Genomic DNA, 23,546 nt, shown 5'->3' with positions numbered 1-23,546 from the left:
GTGTCACTTGCTGATCAGCTTTTTTGTGTACAATCAACTTTTTAATCCTTACGTATACAGAAAAAAACGCTTTCTATGTAAAATGGATGTACTGGTACTTTTACGAATGTCGAGATGCACTACATTATGATGCATAAAACAAGAGAGCTGACCAAAATCAGTTTCTTTTTTCGTCACGCTTTCTCCATGGATTATGGGTCCCTTCTGTTTTTTCCATACAAGAAGAGATGCTATGATAGGATCAAGCATGCTTTCTGACAAAAAATGAGAAGTGTTAGAGAAAAGTAAGGGGGACATTATGCTAAAACGTTACGTAACAGCGGGCGCTATACTAGCATTGTTAGGTGTAGCCTTAGGAGCTTTTGGTGCTCATGTACTTGAAAAGATGCTAGATGCCAAAAGCTTAGCCACTTTTGAAACAGGAGTACGTTACCAAATGTATCATGCCCTAGGCTTGTTATTCATTGGGCTGTTAGGGAAGCAAGTAGGGGAAACTGCTATGCTGAAATGGGCTGGTACTTTTTTATTGGCTGGGATTCTCATTTTCTCAGGCTCCTTGTATCTCTTATGTGTAACAGGAGTCAAAATGCTAGGTGCTATCACTCCAATCGGTGGTGTCTGTTTCTTGTTAGGTTGGTTGTTTGTGGTTCTGGCAGTGAGAAAGAAATCATAAGAGGAGCACCGGTGTAGCTTGTCTTTCATCAAACGTTCGTTTACTGCTAACATAATAGATGAATGACCAGAAGCTCCTCAAATGAATGATATTCGTAAATAATTTACGTACTAGGTAGGTTATCTGCTTTGGGTCCAGTTGACAGGTAGCTGTGGACCCAAAGCGAAGTAAGTAGCTTTGCCAGAATGATTTACTTACCTTATAGCCATTCATTAAAAGTACGAATGTACCATTTTTTTATGAGATGGGTGAGAAGTGCATAGCAAAGTAAGATGCCTACCAGCCAAGGGAAATATTCAAGTGGTAACGGCTGTAATCCAACACTTGCTCCAAAAGTAGAGAATGGAATATAGATACCTGCTATCATCACGATACTAGTTAAAAGTAAAACGGGTAAACTAGCTCGGCTTTGAATAAATGGTATTTTTTCTGTACGAATCATATGCACAATAAGCGTCTGCGACAATAAGCCTTCGATAAACCAGCCGGATTGGAATAAAGATTGATCGGCAATGGTATTGGCTGCAAATACATAATACATGACGAAATAAGTAGCATAGTCGAAGATTGAGCTAATAGGGCCAATGAAAAGCATGAAACGCCCTACCGATTTCGCATCCCATTTTCTTGGAGTCTGCAAAAACTTTTTGTCCATATTGTCCCAAGGAATGGATAGCTGTGAAATATCGTAAAATAAATTCTGAATTAATAAATGAATGGGTAACATCGGAAGGAAGGGGAGAAATGCACTTGACCCTAATACGCTAAAGACATTACCAAAATTGGAGCTAGCTGTCATTTTGATATATTTAATAATGTTTCCGAACGTTCTACGTCCTTCCAGTATTCCATCTTCTAATACCAACAAGCTCTTTTCTAACAAAATGATGTCTGCTGATTCCTTTGCAATATCGACTGCTGAATCTACAGAAATTCCCACATCTGCCTCGCGCAAGGATGCAGCATCATTGATTCCATCCCCCATAAACCCTACCGTATGCCCTTTGGATTGTAGCACACGAACGATTCTTGCCTTCTGTAACGGATTCAGCTTGGCAAACACCGTTGTCTTTTCGGCTAAATCAGCTAACATTTCATCCGTTACATCATCAATTTGGCTCCCGACAATTACCTGATCAACCTGCAGGCCTAAGTCTGTGCAAACCTTACGAGCAACCACTGCATTATCTCCTGTAAGGACCTTAACATTGACCCCGCTAGCATGTAGCTTTTGGATGGCGCTTGCGGCACTTTCCTTTGGTGGATCTAAAAATCCGAGGAATCCAACCAGAATTAATTCACTTTCGTCCTCCATGCTATACACATGATCCCGAGAATCACAAGACTTGATGGTTACGGCGATGACACGTAGACCATCTGTGTTTAAAACATGCACCGTTTTTTTTATGTTATCCGCTACTTGTGATGTGAGGGGCATGAGCTGTCCGTTACTAGATACTTGAGAGCAATGATCCAGAACTTCTTCTACAGCTCCTTTGCAGATGAGAATACGTTCTTCATTGTTTTTTAATACCACTGACATCCGACGACGATGAAAGTCGAAGGGGATTTCATCTATTTTTTGATACTTTTCCTCGATCCCCGTAACATCACTATGGATTGCATGCTCTACGACGGCAGCATCCAGTAAGCTTTTTAACCCTGTTTGATGGTAACTGTTCAAATAAGCATATTTCAATACATTCTCATCATCATTACCGTGAATATCAACGTGTTTTTCTACAACGATTTTATCTTGTGTAAGTGTTCCAGTTTTATCGGTGCATAGAATATCCATAGCCCCTAAATTCTGAATCGCATTGAGTTTCTTTACGACTACCTTTTTGCGTGCCATGCTAATTGCACCTTTGGCTAGATTAGCCGTTACAATAACCGGAAGCATTTCTGGTGTTAAGCCAACAGCGATGGATAATCCAAAGAAAAAGGCTTCCAACCAATCCCCTTTTGTAAAGCCGTTAATGAAGAAAATAATAGGGACCATAATCAGCATAAAGCGAATCAGGACAAAGGTGATACTGTTGACTCCTTTATCAAAGCTTGTCATTGGACGCTTATCGACCAATGTTTTTGCCATGGAGCCGAAGTAAGTAGAAGAACCGGTTGATATCACTAGGGCAGTGGCGGCTCCGCTTATCACATTTGTTCCCATATAACAAAGATTGGAACACTCTAATGCGTGAAGAGATGGTTCAACAGTAGCTTGTTTTTCAACGGGGAAAGCTTCTCCAGTGAGAGCCGATTCACTTACAATCAGATTTTTAGAATGAAGGATTCGGACGTCTGCTGGAACAAGATCACCAGCTGATAGATGAATGATGTCTCCTGGTACTAGCTTCTCCATGTCGATCTCTTGTTTTATGGATTGGCGAGTTACAGTTGCGGTGGTTTTGACCATCGCTTTTAGTTTTTCTGCTGTCCGTCTGGAACGGAACTCCTGGGTAAAAGTGATAAGTACGCTAATGGAAACCATCGTACTAATGATGATGGACGCTTCTAGATCATTTGAAAAATAAGAGAATATATCTAGCCCGAGTAATATTAGAATAAATGGGTTCTTGAAGCATAACAGGAGCTGAATGTACCAGGCTGCCTGTTTTTCTTGGGCAATTTGATTTTGACCGTATTGATTTAATCTCTTATTGACCTCAGATTCTGATAATCCTGTCATAGATGTAGCCAAGGCTTCCATAAGGTTATCGATATTCGAGGTAGATGCGTCAAGGAGACGAGAAGAAATGTCGTGGTTCAACGATGCTTTTGTAATGTGTTTACGTTGTTTCATGGTAGTACCTCCCGAGTGTGAAAAATAGACACAAAAAAACTCTCCCTGTAAAAGAGAGAGCTAGCTGCACTATTTTTCTATGCACTCGCATGTCATGTACACATACTTAAATACACCCACGTAGTTGGTAAAGGAGGGCGAAAAAAAGAGCATAGCAAACATGTAAGGGCATAGAAAATATGCTTCTCTCTTGTTACAGATGATTGATATAGCTGTTTACATTGATTACTAGGACTGCCTTCCATGTGGAATCCCCCCTTTACAAAATGAAAAACCCTCTAGAAATAACTAGAGGGTTGGAAATATGCATAGCCAAAAAAAGCATTTTCGCTCCCCCTAGTCGAGTTTTGGCACTATACAACGTAAAGAGAGTAACACAATCTCTTAGCCACCTTAAGAAAAGCCTTAATCCGACAGTTCCTGTTCTACCCATGGGCATCTTTCGATATTTCTGGGCAGTGGCCTATGTTTGTATAGGAGCCTCACCTAACGAGGACTTAATTGTTATAGTGAATGATACTGGTACAATTCGAAATTGTCAATAGCAAAATTAATATTGGTACCTAATTTCCTAAAAAAGCCTGTTCAAAAAGATTCTTTAGATCCCCAATGCTAGGGGAACGCGGATTTGTAATTGTACATTTATCCTTCATTGCTATCTCGGCTAAACTATCCAGCTCCTGATAAAACTCCTCTTTTTTTACTCCTGCTTCTTTTAGAGACGCGGGCATTCCTAAATCCTTTCGAAGCTTTTTCACTGCGATAATCAGATTTTTTACTCCGTTCCGTGTATCAGAGGCGGGCAAATTCAAAAGCTTAGCGATTTCCGCATATTTACTGGCCGCTATGCTGAAACTTCGATTTGTATACCCTTTAATGTGAGCATTGTATTCGATAACGTACGGCAACACGATGCCATTGCTCCTCCCATGAGGAATATGAAACTTGGCTCCAATAATATGCGCCATACTGTGGCTAATGCCCAGTGAGGCTGTATTAAAGGCAAGTCCGGCTATACAGGAGGCATTATGCATTTTCTCACGTGAAAGATGATCTTCCCCATTTCGAAATGATTTTTCTAAATAGGCAAACACAAGTCGTATGGCTTTCTCCGAGAAGGCGTCCGTAAAGTCTGAGGCAAGCGTAGATACGTAGGCTTCCAGAGCATGCGTTAGCACATCGATTCCGGTATCAGCTGTTATAAATGGAGGGACAGTTTTTACGAGCTCCGGGTCAAGGATTGCCTCAGTTGGGAGCATTTCATCAGAAACGAGCGGGTATTTTACATTTTTAGTCCGATCTGTAACAACCGAAAAACTCGTTACCTCAGAACCAGTCCCACTCGTAGTTGGAATGGCGATGAATGTTACCTCTTTTGTAATCGCTTCTTTTTGATTCAGGCGATTGTTAAACAGACAAATTGCTTTTGCTGCATCAATTGCTGATCCGCCACCTAAAGCGATCACGACATCAGGATCGGCTGCACTCATGACCTGTATACCATTCACGATGTTTTCGAGGGGAGGATCTGGCACGATATTATGAAAAATGGTGATATGTTCGTTTTTTTCCTCTAGCTGAAGCTTTACCTTATCAATCATCCCGGACTTAATCATGAAGGGATCGGTTACCACGAAAATACGTTTATTCTCTATACGCTGAAGACTAGATAAAGCATCTGTCCCGAAATGAATGCTCGTTTTTATTTGAAAATGGTTCATATCTGTCTCCTTTCAACTCATCCTATATCTATCACAAGGTAGGGTTCCGATTTCATAGCTTTCTCCTTTAATAAGCAGACATAGTGTTATTTTGTCTTTTATCAGCTTGATTTATTTTAACCATTTTTTCATAAACACATGTTTGACTTAAAGCATACTTTGTCTAGCTAACAATCATAATAACTATGAAGTGTGGTGATGAAGCATATGGAAGAGAAACAACGTGTCATTCAAGAATATGTTCCAGGAAAGCAGGTGACTCTAGCCCACTTGATTGCAAATCCCAATCCCGATCTATATAAAAAGCTGGGTCTTCTCTCTGAAAATATCAAAGCGATTGGAATCCTAACGATCACGCCAAGCGAGGCTTCCATCATTGCAGCAGATGTTGCCACCAAATCTGCGGATGTTTCCATTGGTTTCGTAGATAGATTCAGTGGTTCACTTGTCATTACCGGTGATATCTCAAGTGTGGAATCTGCGCTACGAGAAGTTCTGAAAATGCTCTCTGAAGTCTTACATTTTTCAGCTACATCGATAACGAGGTCATAGCTATGGGAAAAATCATAATGCTAGTGGGTAGAACGGGCTGTGGAAAAACAACTCTGACACAAGCCCTTATGAATACAAAACTCAGCTACCATAAAACACAGATGATTGAAACTGTAGAAAATATTATTGATACGCCTGGTGAGTATATTGAGAACCGTAATTATTACCGTGCACTTATCGTAACCTCAGCAGAGTGTGATTTGATTGGATTCGTACAAGCTTGCACGGATCAAGCTAGTTTGTTCCCCGTTCAATTTGCTAGCGCCTTTGCTAAACCAGTGATTGGGATTGTTACTAAAGTAGATCGGTGTAATCAAAAGGAAGAGCTGGAGCGTGCCGAACAGTTTTTACGTGAAGCAGGAGCACAACAAATTTTTCATGTGAGTAGCTATGAAAAACAAGGTCTTGAGAAAATCAAGGAATTGCTCGCAGGAAACACTTGAGGTGGTAACAGAATGAAAGAGGAAGTGCTTAGTGTCGGAATAGACATTGGTACATCAACCACACAACTCGTATTTAGCAAGATTGGCATCGAAAATACAGCATCTGCTTTTGGAGTTCCGCGCATTACGATCGTGGATAAAGAGATTATCTATCGAAGCGACATTCATTTTACTCCGTTACTTTCCCAGACCGAGATTGATAGTGACGCGGTTCGCAGGATTGTAGAAAAAGAGTATCAACAAGCACATGTTCGGCCTAGTGACGTGCAAACAGGTGCTGTCATTATCACTGGCGAGACTGCTCGAAAGCAAAATGCAAGGGATGTATTGCAGAGTTTGAGTGGTTTTGCCGGAGATTTTGTTGTGGCAACGGCCGGTCCTGATCTTGAATCCATTATTTCGGCAAAGGGAGCTGGAATAGACAAGGTATCAGAAGAGAAGGGGGCTAGTGTTGTCAATTTAGATATTGGTGGTGGCACAACCAATTTAGCTGTATTTAACGACGGGGAATTGGTGAATACAGGATGTTTGGATATTGGAGGCAGGCTCATAAAAATCGAACCCTCTACACGTAAAATTACCTACATTGCTGATAAAATCAAGCAGCTTATCAACGAGCGGAATTTACAGGTAAAAGAGGGGGATATAGCTGATATCGAACAGTTGCGAAAAGTAGTAGTGGAAATGGTGAGCCTGCTGGAGCAGTCCGTCAATCTGACACAGCGTACCCCATTTTATTCAACCATTGTAACCCATCATGGGATTGATGATCGGATTCACCCGCAATACATCTCTTTCTCTGGCGGAGTGGCAGATTATGTCTATCATCCGCAAGCTGATGATGTACTAGCTTACGGGGATATAGGAATTTTGCTAGGACAAGCGATTCGCCAATCATCTCTTTGCGAAAAACTGAAATTGGTGCAAGCCGCAGAGACGATTCGGGCAACTGTCGTTGGAGCAGGGACGCATACAACCGAGATAAGTGGGAGCACGATTACATACACAGAGGAAAACTTTCCTATGAAAAATCTGCCTATTTTAAAGCTAACAGATGAGGATGAATCACAAGGCTTTGCTCATTTACAAAATGTCCTACAGGAAAAATTACGTTGGTTCATATTAGAAAACGAATGGCAGCCTGTTGCCATTGCTATTCGTGGGAAAAAAAGCCCAAGCTTTACAGAAATTCAGGAGCTTGCCAAAGCTTTAATCGGTGGTATGGAGGCGTTAATAAAAGCAGATTTGCCCTTGGTGGTCATTGTTGAAATGGATTTTGCCAAAGTGTTAGGTCAGACGATGCATAGGCAACTGCAATTTTCGAAAGAGGTTGTATGCATTGATAGCATCCGCTTAGAAAACGGCGATTACATCGATATAGGAAAACCACTGGCAAACGGCCGTGTATTACCTGTAATCATTAAAACTCTAGTATTTCATTCCTAACAGTTATGAGGTGACGGCGTTGAAACTTAAAACAACCCTTTTCGGAAATGCATATCAATTTAAAAATGTGATGGACGTCATGGCAAAAGCAAACGAAGAAAAATCAGGAGATAAATTGGCTGGCCTCGCGGCGGAAAACTCAGAAGAGAGGGTAGCAGCTAAAATTGTGCTGAGTGAATTTACAATGGCTGATCTGCGGAATAATCCAGCTATTCCTTATGAAGAAGATGAAGTGACACGGATCATTCAAGATGGGATCAACGAAAAAATTTATAACGAAATAAAGAACTGGACAGTCTCTGAGCTACGTGAATGGATTCTTGATGAAAATACAACAGAGGAAAATATTAAAAGAATTAGCAGGGGGCTAACCAGTGAAATGGTTGCCGCGGTCACGAAGCTTATGTCGAATTTGGACCTTATTTATGGAGCAAAAAAAATCCGTATTCAAGCCCACTGTAATACAACAATTGGCTATGAGGGCACACTGTCAGCTCGATTGCAGCCCAACCATCCCACAGATGATCCAGACGGAATTACAGCTTCCTTAATGGAGGGGCTTACCTTTGGCATTGGTGATGCTGTTATTGGATTAAATCCCGTAGATGATTCCGTTGAAAGCGTAAGTCGGGTATTGAAGAGATTTGAGGATTTCAAGCAAAAATGGTCAATTCCTACGCAAAACTGTGTGTTAGCTCATGTGACTACCCAGATGGAGGCAATCCGTAAGGGAGCTCCAGCCGACCTTATTTTCCAAAGTATTGCTGGTACTCAAAAAGGAAATGAAGCCTTCGGAATTTCAGGGGACATGATTGAAGAGGCACGTCAATTGGCACACAGAGACGGAACGGCAACCGGGCCAAATGTCATGTATTTTGAGACAGGACAAGGCTCTGAGCTATCTTCTGAGGCTCATCATGGTGTGGATCAGGTAACGCTGGAAGCACGTTGCTATGGTTTTGCTAAGAAGTACGACCCGTTTCTGGTAAATACCGTAGTGGGATTCATTGGACCTGAGTATCTGTACAACAGTAAGCAGGTCATTCGCGCAGGTTTGGAAGATCATTTCATGGGGAAATTAACCGGTATTTCCATGGGCTGTGATGCTTGCTATACGAACCATATGAAAGCGGATCAAAACGATATCGAGAATTTGGCGGTTCTTTTATCCACGGCTGGCTGTAACTATTTCATGGGTATTCCCCATGGAGACGATGTGATGCTGAACTATCAAACAACTGGTTATCATGAAACAGCAACTTTGCGTGAACTGCTTCATTTAAGGCCGATATCTGAGTTTGAAAAATGGATGGAAAAAATGGGATTCATCGAGAATGGTAAGCTAACAAAACGTGCTGGGGATGCATCTGTTTTCCTAGCGTAAGGAATGGAGGCTAGAGCATGCTTCAAGAAAATGACATCAGAAAAGTAGTAGAACAGGTTTTATTGGAATTAACCTCCAATGAAGGGGCAGTGAGAACGGAGGGAAAAATTGAAATGAAATCCGCCAAGCCTCGACCTGAATCTAATGTCGGTGGTGGATGGGTTGTCCAACCGCAGATGCCTTCCGATGGAGCTATTGATGATATTACGAAAATTGATCTAAAAAGCCAATTGTTAGTGCCTGATCCAGTAGATGCAAAAGGCTATTTGAAAATGAAAGAACGCACCCCCGCCCGTCTGGGAATTTGGCGTGCAGGTCCTCGGTATAAGACAGAAACCACGCTTCGCTTTCGGGCGGACCATGCTGCGGCACAGGACGCTGTGTTTTCACATGTAGATGAACAGTTCTTACAAGAGATGAATCTCTTTAGCGTACAGACTCTTTGTAAGGATAAGGATGAATATTTAACCAGGCCGGATTTGGGACGAAAAATATCTGAAGAGGGCTTGCAAAAGATTAAGGAAAACTGTCAGAAGCAGCCCCAAGTTCAAATCTATGTGTCTGATGGGTTAAGCTCTGCTGCGGTAGAAGCGAATGCAAAGGATATTTTACCAGCGATCATACAAGGATTAGAGGGGTATAAAATTCAGGTAGGAACACCATTTTTTGTAAAATTAGGCCGTGTTGGCGCTATGGATCAAATCTCCGAGATACTTGGAGCAGACGTAACCTGTGTATTAATTGGTGAGCGTCCAGGTCTGGTCACAGCAGAGTCGATGAGTGCTTATATCGCCTACAAGGCGACGATTAATATGCCAGAAGCACGCCGCACAGTTATCTCCAATATCCATAAGGGCGGAACACCTCCTGTTGAAGCAGGTGCCCATATTGCAGAGCTGATTAAGACTATGCTGGAGAAAAAAGCGAGCGGAATCGATTTAAAACTATAAACTCCCCATTGTCCTTAGGAGGGAATTTTGAATGAAGAATGATGCACTTCGGGCGAATGTGTTGAGTGTAAAAATCATCCCAAATGTGGCTCCCGATATGGTAAAAGCATTTCAGCTACAACCGAACCAAAAAAGCTTAGGGATTATAACGGCTGACAGCGACGATGTAACCTATACTGCTTTGGATGAAGCGACAAAAGAGGCAGCCGTTGATGTCGTATATGCCAAATCAATGTATGCAGGAGCTGCCAATGCCAATTCGAAGCTGGCGGGAGAAGTAATAGGAATATTGGCTGGTCCAAATCCAGCAGAAATTCGAAGTGGCTTACATACAGCGGTCGATTTCATTCATAATGGAGCTCATTTTGTCAGTGCTAATGATGATGATTCTATCGCTTACTTTGCTCATTGTGTTTCTCGACCAGGAACATATTTGTCCAAGATGGCAAATTTAGAGGATGCAGAAGCTATTGCCTACCTGATTGCACCTCCTTTAGAAGCAATGTATGCCCTTGATGCTGCCTTGAAAGCAGCCGATGTTAAGCTGGCGACATTCTACGGTCCACCCTCGGAGACCAACTTCGGTGGTGCATTGCTAACAGGAAGTCAATCCGCTTGTAAGGCAGCATGTGATGCATTTGCCGATGCCGTCCAATATGTTGCAGAAAATCCACAAAGTTATTAAGTAATAAGGTGATCCTATGAGAAAAAATGCTTTAGGACTCATTGAGGTAAAAGGGCTGTTGGCGTCTATAGAAGCAGCGGATGCGGCCATGAAGGCAGCTAATGTTACCTTGATTGGGTTGGAGAAAATAAAAAATGGCTTTGTTACCGTAAAAATTACAGGAGATGTGTCAGCAATTACTGCCGCTGTGGAAGCAGGGGCAGAAGCAGTGAATAGAGTTGGCACACTAATTTCTAAGCATGTGATCTCAAATCCAGATGATAACTTATATCGAATGGTGGAACAGCCGAATAGCTTACCATTCCAACCAAGAGACCGCAGGCTGCCCACACAAATTACCCAAACACCTCCTCAGCCGAAGGAGCTTGGAGAATCGGGCAAATCAAAAACAACCGAAGAGCTACAAGACCTTGATAGTGAATTGCTACCCGATCAAGGGGAGGCTCTTGCGGATACAGCATCGCCACCGTTGGCTAACTCGGATAACGCCACCATTCCACTACCTGAAAGTCAGGCGGAGCAGCTAGAGAAAATGACAGTTGGTGAGCTAAGAGAGGAAGCGAAACGATTAGGAATCGTGACGATTAACAATAGGCAAGTGAGACAAGCCAAAAAAGCTCAGCTTGTTCAGGAGATTACCAAAATGCATAAAGAAGGGGTAACTACATGATGCTTTCTGATAAAGACTTACTTTCCGTACAAGAAGTAAGAAATCTGATAAAGAGATCGAATACGGCTCAAAGGACTTTGAGTAAAATGTCCCAGGAGCAGATTGATACCATTGTTAAAGCAGTGGCAAATGCTGGTGTCGCACATGCCGAACGATTGGCAAAGCTAGCGGTAGAAGAGACTGGCTTTGGCATCTGGGAGGATAAGGTAATCAAAAACCTGTTTGGCAGTCAGGTCGTTTATGAGCATATTAAGGAACTAAAAACGATTGGGATTTTAAACGAGGATACAGTGAAAAAAGTCATCGAGGTAGGAGTGCCAGTAGGAGTAATCGCTGGATTAATCCCATCAACGAATCCAACCTCTACTGTCTTATATAAATCCCTTATTTCCATGAAAGCCGGTAATTCCATTATTTTTTCCCCTCATCCAAATGCGAAAAAATGTATTTTGGAAACGATAAAGATCATAAGGGAAGCAATTGCCTCAGCAAGTGGTCCTGAAGATATTGTGACTTGTATGGAGATGCCTACCATTCAAGGAACCAACGAATTGATGAAACACAAAGATGTTCAGCTGATTTTAGCAACAGGCGGCTCAGCAATGGTAAAAGCAGCCTACAGTTCGGGAACGCCGGCAATCGGTGTCGGATCGGGGAATGGGCCTGCTTTCATTGATAAATCTGCTGATTTGCAGAATGCAGTCAAGCGTATTTTTGATAGCTCAACCTTTGATAATGGAACAATTTGTGCTTCCGAACAGTCAGTCGTCGTGGAAAGATGCATGAAAGAGAAGGTAATAGCAGAATTTAAAAAGCAGGGAGCTTATTTTCTAACCCCAGATGAAAAGGAAAAAGTTGGACGATTGATTATGCGAGAAAATGGTTCAATGAATCCGCAAATCGTAGGGAAGAGTGTACAACATATTGCCAATTTAGCTAAGATCACAGTTCCCGCTAACGCAAGACTTTTAATTGCAGAGGAAACAGAGGTGGGCTATAAAGTAGCTTTCTCAAGGGAAAAACTGGCTCCTATTTTAGGATTCTACACAGCCGAAAGTATGGAGAAAGCATGTGATTTATGTGAAGAAATTTTGCTACATGAGGGAGCAGGCCATACTTGTATTATTCATGCACAGGATGAGAAGGTTATTCGTTACTTTGGTCTACGTCAGCCTGTATCTCGCTTTTTAGTAAATACACCAGCAGCATTGGGTGGAATCGGGGGAACAACCAATTTAGTACCTGCTTTAACATTGGGCTGTGGAGCAGTGGGTAACAATTCTACTTCAGATAACGTAGGACCTATGAACTTAATTAATATTCGACGCATTGCTTATGGGGTTAGGGAACTAGAGGCACTACGTCCACACCAAGTGGCTTGTAACACGCGGGGAGGGTTTGGAGTTCATGATGATTTAGTGAATTCCATTATCCAAAAAGTCCTACTCGAATTGAAGCAGAGCAACTGCATCTCTTAGCATTTTGTTGTAAATAGATGACATGAAAAACGGAGGAATTGAAATGGCAAGTACAAATGCGTTAGGTATGATTGAGACAAAAGGACTTGTGAGCGCGATTGAAGCAGCAGATGCCATGGTGAAAGCAGCTAATGTTGAGCTGGTTGGTAAAGAGCAGGTAGGCGGCGGCTTGGTAACCGTAATGGTACGTGGGGATGTCGGGGCAGTAAAAGCGGCAACCGATGCTGGTGCAGCGGCGGCAGAACGAATTGGCGAACTGATTTCTGTACACGTTATTCCACGCCCTCATACTGAGGTGGATAGCATTCTTCCTAAGTCCAAGCAACAACCAGTCTAAATACAGGAACATACTATCCCTTACAAGCTTTCTTTTGATAAAAATGGTTTTCTGAAGGCTAAATAGCGGATAGTATGCCCTCTTTACATAAACAAGCATATGACTGAAAAGAGGTGTGGAGTTGATACAAGATCAGGTTGATCAAATTGCGGAAAAAGTAGTGGCTGGAATTAAGCAAAAACTGTTTATTCCCGTTGAAGCTTCAGGAAGGCATGTGCATTTATCTCGCAAGATCATTGATATCTTATTTGGAGAGGGATACCAACTTACGAAAGCTAAGGAATTATCCCAACCAGGGCAATTTAGCTGCGTGGAACGGGTTGATTTGATTGGCCCAAAAGGAACGATTAAGAATGTGGCTGTTCTGGGGCCGGAAAGGCAAAACACACAGGTGGAGGTTTCCTTAACGGATGCAGTTGCCCTGGGAATTAGACCGCCTCTTCGTGAATCTGGAAATTTAGCAGAAAGTGCAGAAGTTACGTTGGCTACCCAGCTTGCATCAGTTCCGGTCAAAGCGGCAATCATTGCGAAACGCCATATTCATATGTCAGCTGAGGATGCTCAATGGTTTGGTCTTTCGGATAAGCAAAATGTGTGTGTGGAAGTCCTTGGAACGAGACCGGTTATCTTTCAAGAAGTAACCATTCGAGTAAGTCCACATTTTCGTACGTTTATGCATCTCGATTATGATGAGGCGAACGCTTGCGGGTATCAAAAAGGGACAGTTGCTAGACTTGTTAGGAAGTGACCGGTTTGGAGATACAGCAGCTAATAGAAGCCGTTACTAATGAGGTTATATCTCGATTGGACACGCTTTCTTTAGAGAACAAGCAAAAAATAATCGTCATCTCTACACATGAAAGCGAGTGGCTTGCCATAAAGTCGGCCCTCAATAAGAAATTTGACGTTCATTCTGTTGTAATCAATGATGTAACCTGCTCACAAAAGTGGCCTGATGACCTCTTGGAATGTAACGTTCAATCCTTTGCCTTCATTTTGATAACTGGATTACATTGCTGCGCATTAGCTTCACTAGCATTGGGGCTCATATCTTCAAAGAATCTTATTACCCAAGCATTACTTCAAGGGAAAAAGGTGTACCTGTTACAAGAAGGTCTTGAGCATCGGCAATTCCACCGTACAGCTCCAGCTCATTTATATGATCTGTATCAATCATACGAGCAGAAGCTTGTTTCCTATGGAGTGACTTTGATCAAAAAAGCAGACATTCATCTGCTAGGTCAGGAACAGCGCCATCTGGAAAGACCCCTAACGCAGTCCATATGCCAAAGGTCCTCTGAACACTTGGATTCAAATTGTGAGCGAAAGCATGATTTACATGTGAATGAGGCAAGTAATTTAGCAGATGCCGCAGAAAAAGTATGGCATATCGAGCAGAGGGTCGTATCTGAATCCGTATTAAAAAAGCTATGCTTATTAGGGGCTCAATCGTTTACCATTTTACCCAATGCCATCTTAACTCCACTGGCTAAAGATTTTGTACGTATGAATCAGCTTACTGTCAAGAAAACAAAGCAGGAGGGCAAACCTGTATGATTATCGGAAAAGTCATTGGTAACGTTTGGGCCACAAGAAAAGATGCAAAATTAGATAGTCTGAAACTGATGATTGTCTCTCCCACCGAAATTTTTGGTGGTGAACCAGCAAAGACCTTTGTAGCTGCGGATGGTGCAGGCTCTGGTATTGGTGATTTGGTATTGGTAACGAAGGGCGGTTCGGCAAGAGCGGCTTTTGATCAAGTCAAAGCACCCATTGATGCGACGATCGTTGGTATTATTGATAGCTATGAGCTAAGAGACTCGGGTAAGGAGGACAGTGTATGAGTATTAATGAAATTATCATTTACATAATGGTAATCTTCATGGTCTTGGGGGCAATTGATAAATGCTTGGATAATAAATTTAATTTAGGAGATAAATTCGAGGAAGGAATTATGGCGATGGGATCGCTCACACTTGCCATGGTGGGTGTTATTTCGCTGGCACCTGTATTAGCGACGTTGTTAAAGCCGATCGTTGTGCCACTCTATACGGCATTAGGTGCTGATCCAGCCATGTTTGCCACCACCTTGCTCGCTAATGACATGGGAGGATATCCGCTAGCAATGCAGATGGCTAGCAACCCAGAAGCAGGACGCTTTGCCGGTATTATTCTTGGCTCCATGCTTGGCCCAACTATTGTATTTACCATTCCTGTTGCACTTGGCATTATTGAAAGAGAGGATCGTAAATACCTTGCTACCGGGGTGCTAGCTGGAATCATGACCATTCCGATTGGTTGCTTAGTAGGTGGATTGGTTGCTGGCTATGATATTGGAATGATTTTGCGTAATTTAGTTCCTATCATACTAGTAGCATTAATTATTGGAGTTGGGCTATGGCTGGTCCCGAATGGGATGATCAAGGGCTTTAGTGTTTTTGGCAAAGGAGTCGTTATTATTATTACACTGGCACTAGCGGCTATCATTATTGAGACCTTAACAGGAGTGGTTATTATTCCTGGGATGACTCGTATTTGGGATGGCATTGAAATCGTAGGTTCTATTGCTATCGTACTTGCGGGTGCATTTCCCATGGTATATGTCATTACGAAAGTTTTCCAAAAACCATTACTTAAGCTAGGCTCATTACTTGGTATGAATGATAAAGCGGCCGCAGGACTAGTAGCATCTTTAGCCAACAACATACCGATGTTTGGCATGCTAAAAGAAATGGATTCAAGGGGAAAGATCATAAATATCGCCTTTGCAGTTAGTGCTTCTTTTACCTTTGGAGATCATTTAGGATTTACGGCTGGTATAGAAAAAGACCTTATTTTTCCAATGATCGTAGGGAAACTAGTGGGTGGAATCACCGCAGTGCTAGTAGCTATTCTGATTGCTTCCAAATCAAAGCTAACTGCGGAAAGTGAGGTAAAATAAATGCAACTTGATCCAGCATCTCTTGAAGCGTTAATTCGTAAAATTGTTTTGGAAAAGCTTACGCAGCTTAACCAATCACCTGATAAGATAGATAAGAAGATTGATCCAAGCGGTGTAATGTCTGTTAAATTGAACTCGTTGAAATTAGAGCCTTTTGATACGGGAAAAGCAGGCGATCGCGTATATTTAAAAGATGCGTTAGATTTACAGGAGAGCCCTCGGCTTGGCTGTGGATTGATGGAAATGAAAGAAACGACATTTGATTGGACTTTAAAATATGATGAAATTGATTATATCATAGAAGGAACCCTAGAAATTGTAATAAATGGTCGTCGCATTATCGGACATGCAGGTGATATTATTCTCATTCCACGGAATACGAGCATTCAATTCTCCGTACCAGCCTATGCAAAGTTTTTATATGTTACGTATCCAGCAAATTGGCAGCAGCTTGAATGATGTAAAGAAGAGGATCGGTAGCCCTTTAGTCAAGGCATCGATCTTTCTTTGATTTTAAAAGACTGAATTTTCGGTTGATTGTTCATGATACAAAACGTATAGTTATACAAAAGCCAGGAATAGACATAATGTGCCGAAGCGGGAATCCGTTGGCTAGAATACTTCTGTGAGCATTAGTTTTCTCAATTTCCAAAGGAGGTCAGTTTTTATGATACAGCCAATGCTAGAACGCTTGGAACAGCTTTATCCTGAATTAGTTGAATTTCGCCGAGATTTACACATGTATCCGGAGCTTTCCTTCCAAGAAGTGAATACGCCTATAAAAATAGCCGATTATTTACGCAAAATTGGACTTGAGGTAAAAACGGGAGTAGGTGGCAATGGGGTACTTGGAGTTCTAAAAGGTGGAAAGCCAGGAAAAACAGTTGCTTTGCGTGCTGATTTTGACGCTCTACCCATTCAGGATGAAAAGGAAGTGATATATAAATCACGAGTACCTGGGGTGATGCATGCATGCGGTCATGATATTCACACAGCGGGTTTACTTGGTGTTGCGAAGGTTTTGAGTGAGTATCGTGACGAGTTACCCGGGACTGTAATTTTTATTCACCAGTTTGCAGAAGAATTATTGCCGGGTGGTGCGGTTTCCATGATTGAAGCGGGATGCCTTGATGGTGTAGATGTTATTTACGGTGCCCACGTCTCATCAGATCAGCCTGTAGGAGTTGTTGGAGTAAAATCGGGTTATATGTTGGCAGCGGCAGATTCATTTTATATGGAGATAACGGGTAAGGGAGGGCATGGCGCGTATCCACATAAAGCGATTGATCCGCTAGTGATTGGAAGCCAACTGGTATTAAACCTACAGCAAATTGTTAGTAGACGGATTGATCCTCTTCAAGCGGCCGTGTTAACAGTGGGTAGCTTTCACGCGGGGAAAGCGTTTAATGTCATCCCGCAAAGTGTTACTTTATCAGGAACGGTACGTACCTTTGATGAAAATGTTCGCCAAAAGATTGAAACCTCACTTGAACAAATTACCAAAACGACCTGTGAAGGGTTGGGGGCAACGTTCACAATCGACTATGAACGGGGCTATCCAGCCTTATGTAACGATGAGACAGAGACAGAGCGTATTTATCAGCTTGCCAAGCTTTTAGTAGGTGAGGATCATACAGAGATACTAGAGGCTCGAATGGGTGCGGAGGATTTTGCTTATTATCTCCAAAAAATACCTGGTACATTCTTTTATGTAGGAGGACGAAACCCAGAAATTCAGGCGACTTATCCACATCACCACCCAATGTTTGACGTAGATGAACGCTCTATGCTTGTGGCTGGCAAGCTCTTTATTTCTGCGGTTATGAATTATCTGACTGAGGGGAGGGTACTACCGAAGTCACAGAATGCGAAGGTGGGATTAGAGACATAGGGTCTTGAATAAAAATCATAAAAAGAGAGGCTTTGTAGGCATTCTGTTTGATAGAACGGAGTGAAAAGAGGCTTCTCTTTTTTTATTTTTGTTTTGAAAGAAGCAGAGTTTCCCTTATCTAAATAAAGGAATCTATATAACATAAAGAAAAATAAAGTAGTAAAATGAGAAAAATAGTTTACATTTATTTATATTCAATGTAATATTAATACATAAGAGGAAAATATATCCAATTTAATTTTCCTACATACGAATCTGATCCATACATAATAAAAGGAGGAATATTGTGAGTGTCGTAGAAACACCAGCCCACAGAAAATTTTATAAGGATAAAAAACTTGAAATGCTAAAAGTCGGGGATTATATCCCGAATGTTAAGATTTATGAAGACCAAGCGAAAGAGCTAAAACTGTATGATCTTGTTTCAGATTACCTGCTGTTGATGTGTTATAGCACGGATTGTGAATCCTGCTTAGCTTCGATGGAAGCCTTGGATGAATTTACTCAGGAGAATCCTGGAATCAATATTGCTGTGTTACTTCATACCAGTCCGGAAAATTTTGAATTAATGAAGGCGGCCTTCACGGATCGCATTGAACACATTTACTTGGTTCCAAAAGAATTGATTACGCGAAAGCTAAATGTTTATTTCATGCCAAGGGGTTATGCGATCAACAAGCTTGGACAAGTTCTTTCTACAAATGGGTGCTCCGACTTATATTGGTTTAACAAATTAATGGAACCATTACGTCGGATATTGGCATAGGAGGGGAACTTTTGTGAGTCGTATAAATTTTAAAGATTTATTTACTAAGAAGAAAAGCATTGGCAATGAAAGCAGTAGTGGAGAGATTGTACCTTTCCGTGTAGGAGAAGATTTTCCTATTGAGAAGCTGGGAATGGAGTATGATTCTTCGGCGAACTGTGTATTTTGTTTTATCTCTTTGAGCTGCATTCTTTGTATCGATTTATTACCTCAAATTCCAGCGTTTCTCAAAGGATATACAGATCATTTTATACTTGTAAGCGATGGTACACCAGAAGACAATGATGAGATAGCAAAATATCATGAATTTCATTTTCCAATTCTATCGTATGCTGGCAGTTATGATGATTTACGGATACCGTTTACACCTTTTTCGTACTTTATTGATAAAAACGGAAAGGTTATCAAAGGAATACATTCAACTGATACAGATAGTTTATTTCAACTTATTACATGATAGGAAGGTTGGAGTATGACCGTATTGTCCTATGTTATAGACATGATAATAGCTGTAGTCTTTTTTCTATCCTTTTACATGAAGGTTTATCATTTTCATGATCTAAGGTTACAAATACACTCTTATCAAATAATCCCTTATCAGCTTACAGCTATTTCAGCTTGTCTTTTGCTGATATCCGAAATTTCTATTTTCTTACTTTTCGTAATTGGTATCGCATACATATGGAAAGAAATTTTGGTTATTCTTATGCTGTCTTTCTTTATCCTGTTTATTAAACGAAAACGTAAGATTAGTGAAGCGGCTGATTGTGGGTGCTTTGGTAAGGCGGATTCCTTGAATAAATATCCGATTATTCGAAATCTTGTTCTGATTGCCTTGTTGATAGGGAAATTGTTTCTCCCCATCCGTATCTTTTCATTAGATGAATCGATAGTCTCTGGAGCTATGATCGTCTGTTTTGTAATCGCCTACGATATTTGGAGTGAAGCTAAACAAGTAAGGGAGCTTACGACCGATGATAAACGTCCTTATCATTTTTAGCGGGATTATTGTGCTACTCATGATCGCCATTAGGGTCTGGTTAGCAAAGAAACGCCTCGTTCATGAAGTGAGATTGATCCACACATTACAAAAGCAGCTAAGGACAAGCTTTTCTACTATAATCCTTGTAGACTATGCTTCTCCTAATTTTAAGAGCATAGATCATTTGCTGGCTCAAGGTGAAAATAAAAATATTATCATATTTTTTTCTGCTCCGGATTGGCTTATTACTATCAAAGCGAAATTATGGAAAAATCATCTTGTTGTAAACAGTAGTTCGTTTTCTTGGTTTACACCTCTGCTACACAATAATCCTGTACTTGTACAGAGACATCATAAGATATTTCATTTTTCGGATTCGTACGAGTACGTACGGTTTGTTATGACAGAAAAGGAGGAATTAATAAGCTGATGCAAACTATGCTTGACACATTCAAAATACAAATGATTATTGCTGAGAAGGTCCATTTTCATGAGTATGAAAAAATGCACTCTGTTGAAAAAGTACTAAACGCTATTACAGTTCCAATACTCCCAGCGGCCGTTATCACAGATGTACTTGTGAAAGTGTTTTTTGAGGAGGATACACCGCCACTGCAACCATCTATTCAAGTTTTGGATCAAGAGAATCGATTGGTTTGTCATGAAGAACTTCCCCCACTCAAAAATTTTAGAAAAGAAGGGATGGTTCCAGGGATCGACATACGTGTAAATATTCGATTTCCTGTAGTGGAAGAAGGGGTGTATACATACCGGCTCTATATTGATAATGAATTAATGGCTGAAAGCTATGTAAGCGTATTCTGTGAGGAATAGGAAATAGAAAGGAGGTGAAAGATATGGGATGCCCTGCAGGATGGATTGCAATTGGAAGTTGCAATGATAAATACAGTTGCGTCTCTGTAAAATGCGGTACTGAACCGAAAACTGAATATAGAGAAATATACGTACGTTGCCAAAAAGGTAGTACAACAGAATGCCACGATTATGACCAGTACAAATCAGGCTGCTGCTAAGTAGTAACGTGATTGAGGCATAGATAATTTGAAAGGAGGTGAGAGATATGGGATGCCCTACAGGATGGACTGGAATTGGAAGGTGCAATGATAAATACAGTTGCGACTCAAGAAAATGCGGTAACACTACAAATAAATGGAGCCATGTATATGAACGTTGCCAAAATGGAAGTACAACAGATTGCTTCTGGCAAAAAAGCTTTTATGAAGGCTGCTGCTAAGTAGCAAAGTAATGCTGGGTTGTAGCAATCATCCCTTTTGTTCAGAATTTTCTATGATAAAAATAGATTTTCAGGAATAGAAATGGTATTTACCAATATTCGATTTCCTGCAGTGAAAAAGGGATGTACATACCAGCTTTATAAGGGAAATGAAATTCGATTGCAAAATATGAAGCGTAAATTAAAAGGAGGTAAATGATATGGGATGCCCTGCAGGATGGACTGGAATTGGAAGGTGCAATGATAAATACAGTTGTGACTCAAGAAAATGCGGTAACACTACAAATAAATGGAGCCATGTATACGTACGTTGTGAAAAAGGCAGTACAACAGATTGCTTCTGGCAAGAAAGTTTTTATGAAGGTTGCTGCTAAGTAGCAATCTTATAGTGGGAAACTCCCTATCATTCTTGATAGGGAGTTTCATTTCCATAAAAAATAGGAGGGAGGGGTAAAATGTTTTCTTCACATCATGAGAAAAAAGAGTGGAGCATACTATTTTCGTTGCAGTGTACCAAGAAGGTTTTTCCTTTAATTTGGAAGTGTACCTCTTTTTTGATGATTGCAACGGTCTCAATAGCTGTAATAAAGGCAGTCATCCCTCTTTTACAAATCTATCTAACCAAAACACTAATTAACACTACGATGGATATCATTAACAAGAACACAAGCTTTGTAGATGGAGTGTTTTTTCTTGTTTTACAAATGGTATTGGTTGTCGTAGGGCTATTAATAAATAATCTGGATGATTTGATACGATTACGTATGTCCCAAAGGGTAAGCTATTATTTTGATCAGCTCATCATTGAGAAATCATCTAAGCTTCCGTTGATTTTCTTTGAAAATCCGGAAAATCACAATTATCTTCATAGGGCTTCAACTGGCATAGGCGCCCGAGGTCTTAAAATGAGCTTTTCCATACTAGATATAGTAAAAAATTTGATTACCTTAATTGGGTATTTGTATATATTAGTTCAGCTACATTGGCTTCTATTTGCTTGCATTCTATTGCTAGTATTTCCACCAATCATCATTACTACATGGCTTGGCAAAAAGCAATACACGCAAGCACGAGATTTCACAAGCACCAATCGTTTAATTTTCTATTTGTATCGCCTGTTAATTGAACGTGATACGGCTAAGGAATTACGTATCTTTGGTCATACGAAGTATTTACAAGAAAAATGGGGAAATACCTATTGGAAATATGAGGATTCAGTTTACCAGCTTCGTAAAAAAAGTGTTTCGGCTGAACTTGGGAAAGGCGGGATAAATAGCTTTGCAGAAACAGCTTTTATAGCTGTGCTCCTTTGGTTCGGAAGTCAAGGGAAACTAACCATTGGTGACTATGTATCAATATCACAGGCGATTAGCTCAGCCATATCACTTATTCAATTCATTGCCTATAATTTAGGGCAGCTATATAACGAAACTCTTTATATTAAGGATTTCTTTGATTTTATGGAACTAGAAGAGGAAGAGCAGGAGCTGGCGATTGATCATACATTTTCTCTAAAGGAAAGGATCTGGGTCGAGAATCTGACTTTTACTTTTCCTAATCGTACAAAACCAGCGTTACATAATATTTCGTTTCAGATTAATAAAGGCGAAAAGATTGCTATTGTAGGTAAAAATGGTGCGGGTAAGAGTACGTTAATCAAATGTTTAATCGGACTCTATAAAGTATCTGGAGGCAATATTTATTATGATCAGCACAATATTAAGCATGTATCTATGAGACACATTATTAGTGCTATTTTCCAAGATTTCGTAACCTATAACCTAACAGTTAAAGAAAATATTGGGATAGCTGATGTGCAACATATTAATAATCAAGAGCGGTTAAGGAGTGCAACCAATCAAACAGGCGCCGATGAAGTCATTAATCAACTGTCAAAAGGCTACGAGACTGAATTGGGTACATCCTTTGCTGGAGGACAAGATATTTCAGGAGGCCAGTGGCAAAAAATTGCTTTGAGCAGAGCATTGTTTAAGCCAGCTGAGGTTATTATTCTCGATGAGCCAACAGCTGCATTAGATCCGATTGCTGAAGCACAGCTTCTAGAAAAATTTATTGAGATTACAGACAATAAAACCGCTATTTTCATCACTCACAGGCTTGGAAGCTGTAAAAATGTTGATCGGATTTTAGTTCTTAAGGACGGCAAACTCGTTGAAGAAGGCAATCATGAGGAGCTGATGCAAAGAAATGGGGAGTATGCAGAGATGTTCCGGTCGCAAGCACAATGGTATGCGGAAGCTGAGCATGCGACAGTGTAAGATGTTATTTTCTCAAGGTTAAAAATGTAACCTAAATTCCTGATTAGCTCATTTGTTTGACATTAGCTCCTTACATGAGGTGGCTTTTGTGTAACAAATGGGCTTTTTTCTATGCAATAACAAAAGTAAACGCGGTAGGACTTTTTATACGAAAAGGGCATAGCTAGTGTGAGTTAAATCAAATTTTTGTTTTCTGATAGAAAATAATCCGTTAAACGTTAGGATTCATCCGTTTATTGGCGGAACAGCATTTACATTTTATTGATAATAAATACAGATTTGAAGTAATA

At 40.8% G+C, this 23,546-nt stretch carries 25 protein-coding genes and 1 riboswitch; of the genes, 23 read left to right on the top strand and 2 right to left on the bottom strand.

Annotated features, from left to right (window positions below; translation table 11 throughout):
• Nucleotides 1–298 precede the first annotated feature (298 nt).
• Nucleotides 299–673: a DUF423 domain-containing protein gene (locus tag GOP56_RS05275; protein ID WP_003339480.1), complete on the top strand. Its 375-nt coding sequence runs from the start codon at nt 299–301 to the stop codon at nt 671–673.
• A 199-nt stretch (nt 674–872) separates the two neighbouring features.
• Here GOP56_RS05275 and mgtA read toward each other — a convergent pair whose 3' ends face one another.
• The gene (mgtA, locus tag GOP56_RS05270) at nt 873–3,476 is read right to left on the bottom strand and encodes a magnesium-translocating P-type ATPase (RefSeq protein ID WP_163244778.1); all 2,604 of its coding nucleotides are present in this window, start codon (nt 3,474–3,476) and stop codon (nt 873–875) included.
• 325 nt (nt 3,477–3,801) lie between these two features.
• A riboswitch (M-box (ykoK) riboswitch) is annotated at nt 3,802–3,977 on the bottom strand.
• A gap of 62 nt (nt 3,978–4,039) precedes the next feature.
• The gene (locus tag GOP56_RS05265) at nt 4,040–5,197 is read right to left on the bottom strand and encodes a 1-propanol dehydrogenase PduQ (RefSeq protein WP_121474323.1); all 1,158 of its coding nucleotides are present in this window, start codon (nt 5,195–5,197) and stop codon (nt 4,040–4,042) included.
• A gap of 198 nt (nt 5,198–5,395) precedes the next feature.
• Here GOP56_RS05265 and GOP56_RS05260 point away from each other — a divergent pair, with 198 nt between their 5' ends.
• The 22 genes from GOP56_RS05260 (at nt 5,396) to GOP56_RS05155 (ending at nt 23,256) form a co-directional block, all read left to right on the top strand.
• Nucleotides 5,396–5,749: a BMC domain-containing protein gene (locus GOP56_RS05260; RefSeq protein WP_003339475.1), complete on the top strand. Its 354-nt coding sequence runs from the start codon at nt 5,396–5,398 to the stop codon at nt 5,747–5,749.
• 2 nt (nt 5,750–5,751) lie between these two features.
• Nucleotides 5,752–6,192 (top strand): EutP/PduV family microcompartment system protein, encoded by a 441-nt coding sequence (locus tag GOP56_RS05255; RefSeq protein ID WP_031415199.1) that lies wholly within the window; start codon nt 5,752–5,754, stop codon nt 6,190–6,192.
• A gap of 12 nt (nt 6,193–6,204) precedes the next feature.
• Nucleotides 6,205–7,638, top strand: coding sequence for an ethanolamine ammonia-lyase reactivating factor EutA (gene eutA / locus GOP56_RS05250; protein WP_121474322.1), 1,434 nt, complete (start codon nt 6,205–6,207; stop codon nt 7,636–7,638).
• A gap of 19 nt (nt 7,639–7,657) precedes the next feature.
• On the top strand, nt 7,658–9,022 hold the full coding sequence (locus GOP56_RS05245; RefSeq protein ID WP_163244776.1) for an ethanolamine ammonia-lyase subunit EutB: 1,365 nt from the start codon (nt 7,658–7,660) through the stop codon (nt 9,020–9,022).
• A gap of 176 nt (nt 9,023–9,198) precedes the next feature.
• Nucleotides 9,199–9,972, top strand: coding sequence for an ethanolamine ammonia-lyase subunit EutC (gene eutC / locus GOP56_RS05240; RefSeq protein WP_238547475.1), 774 nt, complete (start codon nt 9,199–9,201; stop codon nt 9,970–9,972).
• 31 nt (nt 9,973–10,003) lie between these two features.
• A complete protein-coding gene (gene eutL, locus GOP56_RS05235) occupies nt 10,004–10,657 on the top strand; it encodes an ethanolamine utilization microcompartment protein EutL (RefSeq protein ID WP_003336343.1) in 654 nt (217 codons plus the stop codon).
• 16 nt (nt 10,658–10,673) lie between these two features.
• The gene (locus GOP56_RS24240; RefSeq protein ID WP_121474321.1) at nt 10,674–11,327 is read left to right on the top strand and encodes a BMC domain-containing protein; all 654 of its coding nucleotides are present in this window, start codon (nt 10,674–10,676) and stop codon (nt 11,325–11,327) included.
• The gene (locus GOP56_RS05225) at nt 11,324–12,805 is read left to right on the top strand and encodes an acetaldehyde dehydrogenase (acetylating) (RefSeq protein ID WP_003336345.1); all 1,482 of its coding nucleotides are present in this window, start codon (nt 11,324–11,326) and stop codon (nt 12,803–12,805) included. The genes GOP56_RS24240 and GOP56_RS05225 overlap by 4 nt, the downstream gene beginning before the upstream one ends.
• A gap of 43 nt (nt 12,806–12,848) precedes the next feature.
• Nucleotides 12,849–13,142, top strand: a complete 294-nt coding sequence (eutM, locus tag GOP56_RS05220) for an ethanolamine utilization microcompartment protein EutM (protein ID WP_003336346.1) — start codon at nt 12,849–12,851, stop codon at nt 13,140–13,142.
• A 121-nt stretch (nt 13,143–13,263) separates the two neighbouring features.
• The gene (pduL, locus tag GOP56_RS05215) at nt 13,264–13,890 is read left to right on the top strand and encodes a phosphate propanoyltransferase (RefSeq protein WP_003336347.1); all 627 of its coding nucleotides are present in this window, start codon (nt 13,264–13,266) and stop codon (nt 13,888–13,890) included.
• A 5-nt stretch (nt 13,891–13,895) separates the two neighbouring features.
• Nucleotides 13,896–14,699, top strand: coding sequence for a hypothetical protein (locus tag GOP56_RS05210; protein ID WP_163244772.1), 804 nt, complete (start codon nt 13,896–13,898; stop codon nt 14,697–14,699).
• On the top strand, nt 14,696–14,986 hold the full coding sequence (locus GOP56_RS05205; RefSeq protein WP_003336349.1) for a EutN/CcmL family microcompartment protein: 291 nt from the start codon (nt 14,696–14,698) through the stop codon (nt 14,984–14,986). The genes GOP56_RS05210 and GOP56_RS05205 overlap by 4 nt, the downstream gene beginning before the upstream one ends.
• Nucleotides 14,983–16,083 carry an ethanolamine utilization protein EutH gene (gene eutH / locus GOP56_RS05200; protein ID WP_003336350.1) on the top strand — a complete coding sequence of 367 codons (1,101 nt, stop codon included), beginning with the start codon at nt 14,983–14,985 and terminating at the stop codon, nt 16,081–16,083. The genes GOP56_RS05205 and eutH overlap by 4 nt, the downstream gene beginning before the upstream one ends.
• Entirely contained in the window at nt 16,084–16,542 is a 459-nt protein-coding gene (locus tag GOP56_RS05195; protein ID WP_003336351.1) for a cupin domain-containing protein, read from the top strand. It abuts the gene before it with no gap.
• A gap of 208 nt (nt 16,543–16,750) precedes the next feature.
• Nucleotides 16,751–17,974 (top strand): M20 metallopeptidase family protein, encoded by a 1,224-nt coding sequence (locus GOP56_RS05190; protein WP_163244770.1) that lies wholly within the window; start codon nt 16,751–16,753, stop codon nt 17,972–17,974.
• Nucleotides 17,975–18,260: 286 nt separating this feature from the next.
• The gene (locus GOP56_RS05185) at nt 18,261–18,740 is read left to right on the top strand and encodes a TlpA family protein disulfide reductase (RefSeq protein ID WP_022584774.1); all 480 of its coding nucleotides are present in this window, start codon (nt 18,261–18,263) and stop codon (nt 18,738–18,740) included.
• Between the two features lie 13 nt (nt 18,741–18,753).
• The gene (locus GOP56_RS05180; RefSeq protein WP_163244768.1) at nt 18,754–19,197 is read left to right on the top strand and encodes a TlpA family protein disulfide reductase; all 444 of its coding nucleotides are present in this window, start codon (nt 18,754–18,756) and stop codon (nt 19,195–19,197) included.
• 15 nt (nt 19,198–19,212) lie between these two features.
• Entirely contained in the window at nt 19,213–19,740 is a 528-nt protein-coding gene (locus GOP56_RS05175) for a MauE/DoxX family redox-associated membrane protein (protein WP_163244766.1), read from the top strand.
• A gap of 411 nt (nt 19,741–20,151) precedes the next feature.
• Nucleotides 20,152–20,556: a hypothetical protein gene (locus tag GOP56_RS05170; protein WP_003336358.1), complete on the top strand. Its 405-nt coding sequence runs from the start codon at nt 20,152–20,154 to the stop codon at nt 20,554–20,556.
• A gap of 275 nt (nt 20,557–20,831) precedes the next feature.
• Nucleotides 20,832–20,981, top strand: coding sequence for a hypothetical protein (locus GOP56_RS05165; protein WP_163244765.1), 150 nt, complete (start codon nt 20,832–20,834; stop codon nt 20,979–20,981).
• 191 nt (nt 20,982–21,172) lie between these two features.
• Nucleotides 21,173–21,355, top strand: coding sequence for a hypothetical protein (locus GOP56_RS05160; protein WP_163244763.1), 183 nt, complete (start codon nt 21,173–21,175; stop codon nt 21,353–21,355).
• Between the two features lie 77 nt (nt 21,356–21,432).
• Complete coding sequence (locus GOP56_RS05155; protein WP_254068623.1) at nt 21,433–23,256, top strand: ABC transporter ATP-binding protein; 1,824 nt, start codon at nt 21,433–21,435, stop codon at nt 23,254–23,256.
• Nucleotides 23,257–23,546 lie beyond the last annotated feature (290 nt).

It is taken from the genome of Brevibacillus sp. 7WMA2, from assembly GCF_010748895.1.
Lineage (GTDB): Bacteria > Bacillota > Bacilli > Brevibacillales > Brevibacillaceae > Brevibacillus_B > Brevibacillus_B halotolerans.
The sequence above is the reverse complement of the archived record's forward strand: the minus strand, read 5'-3'. Positions and strand labels throughout refer to the sequence as shown.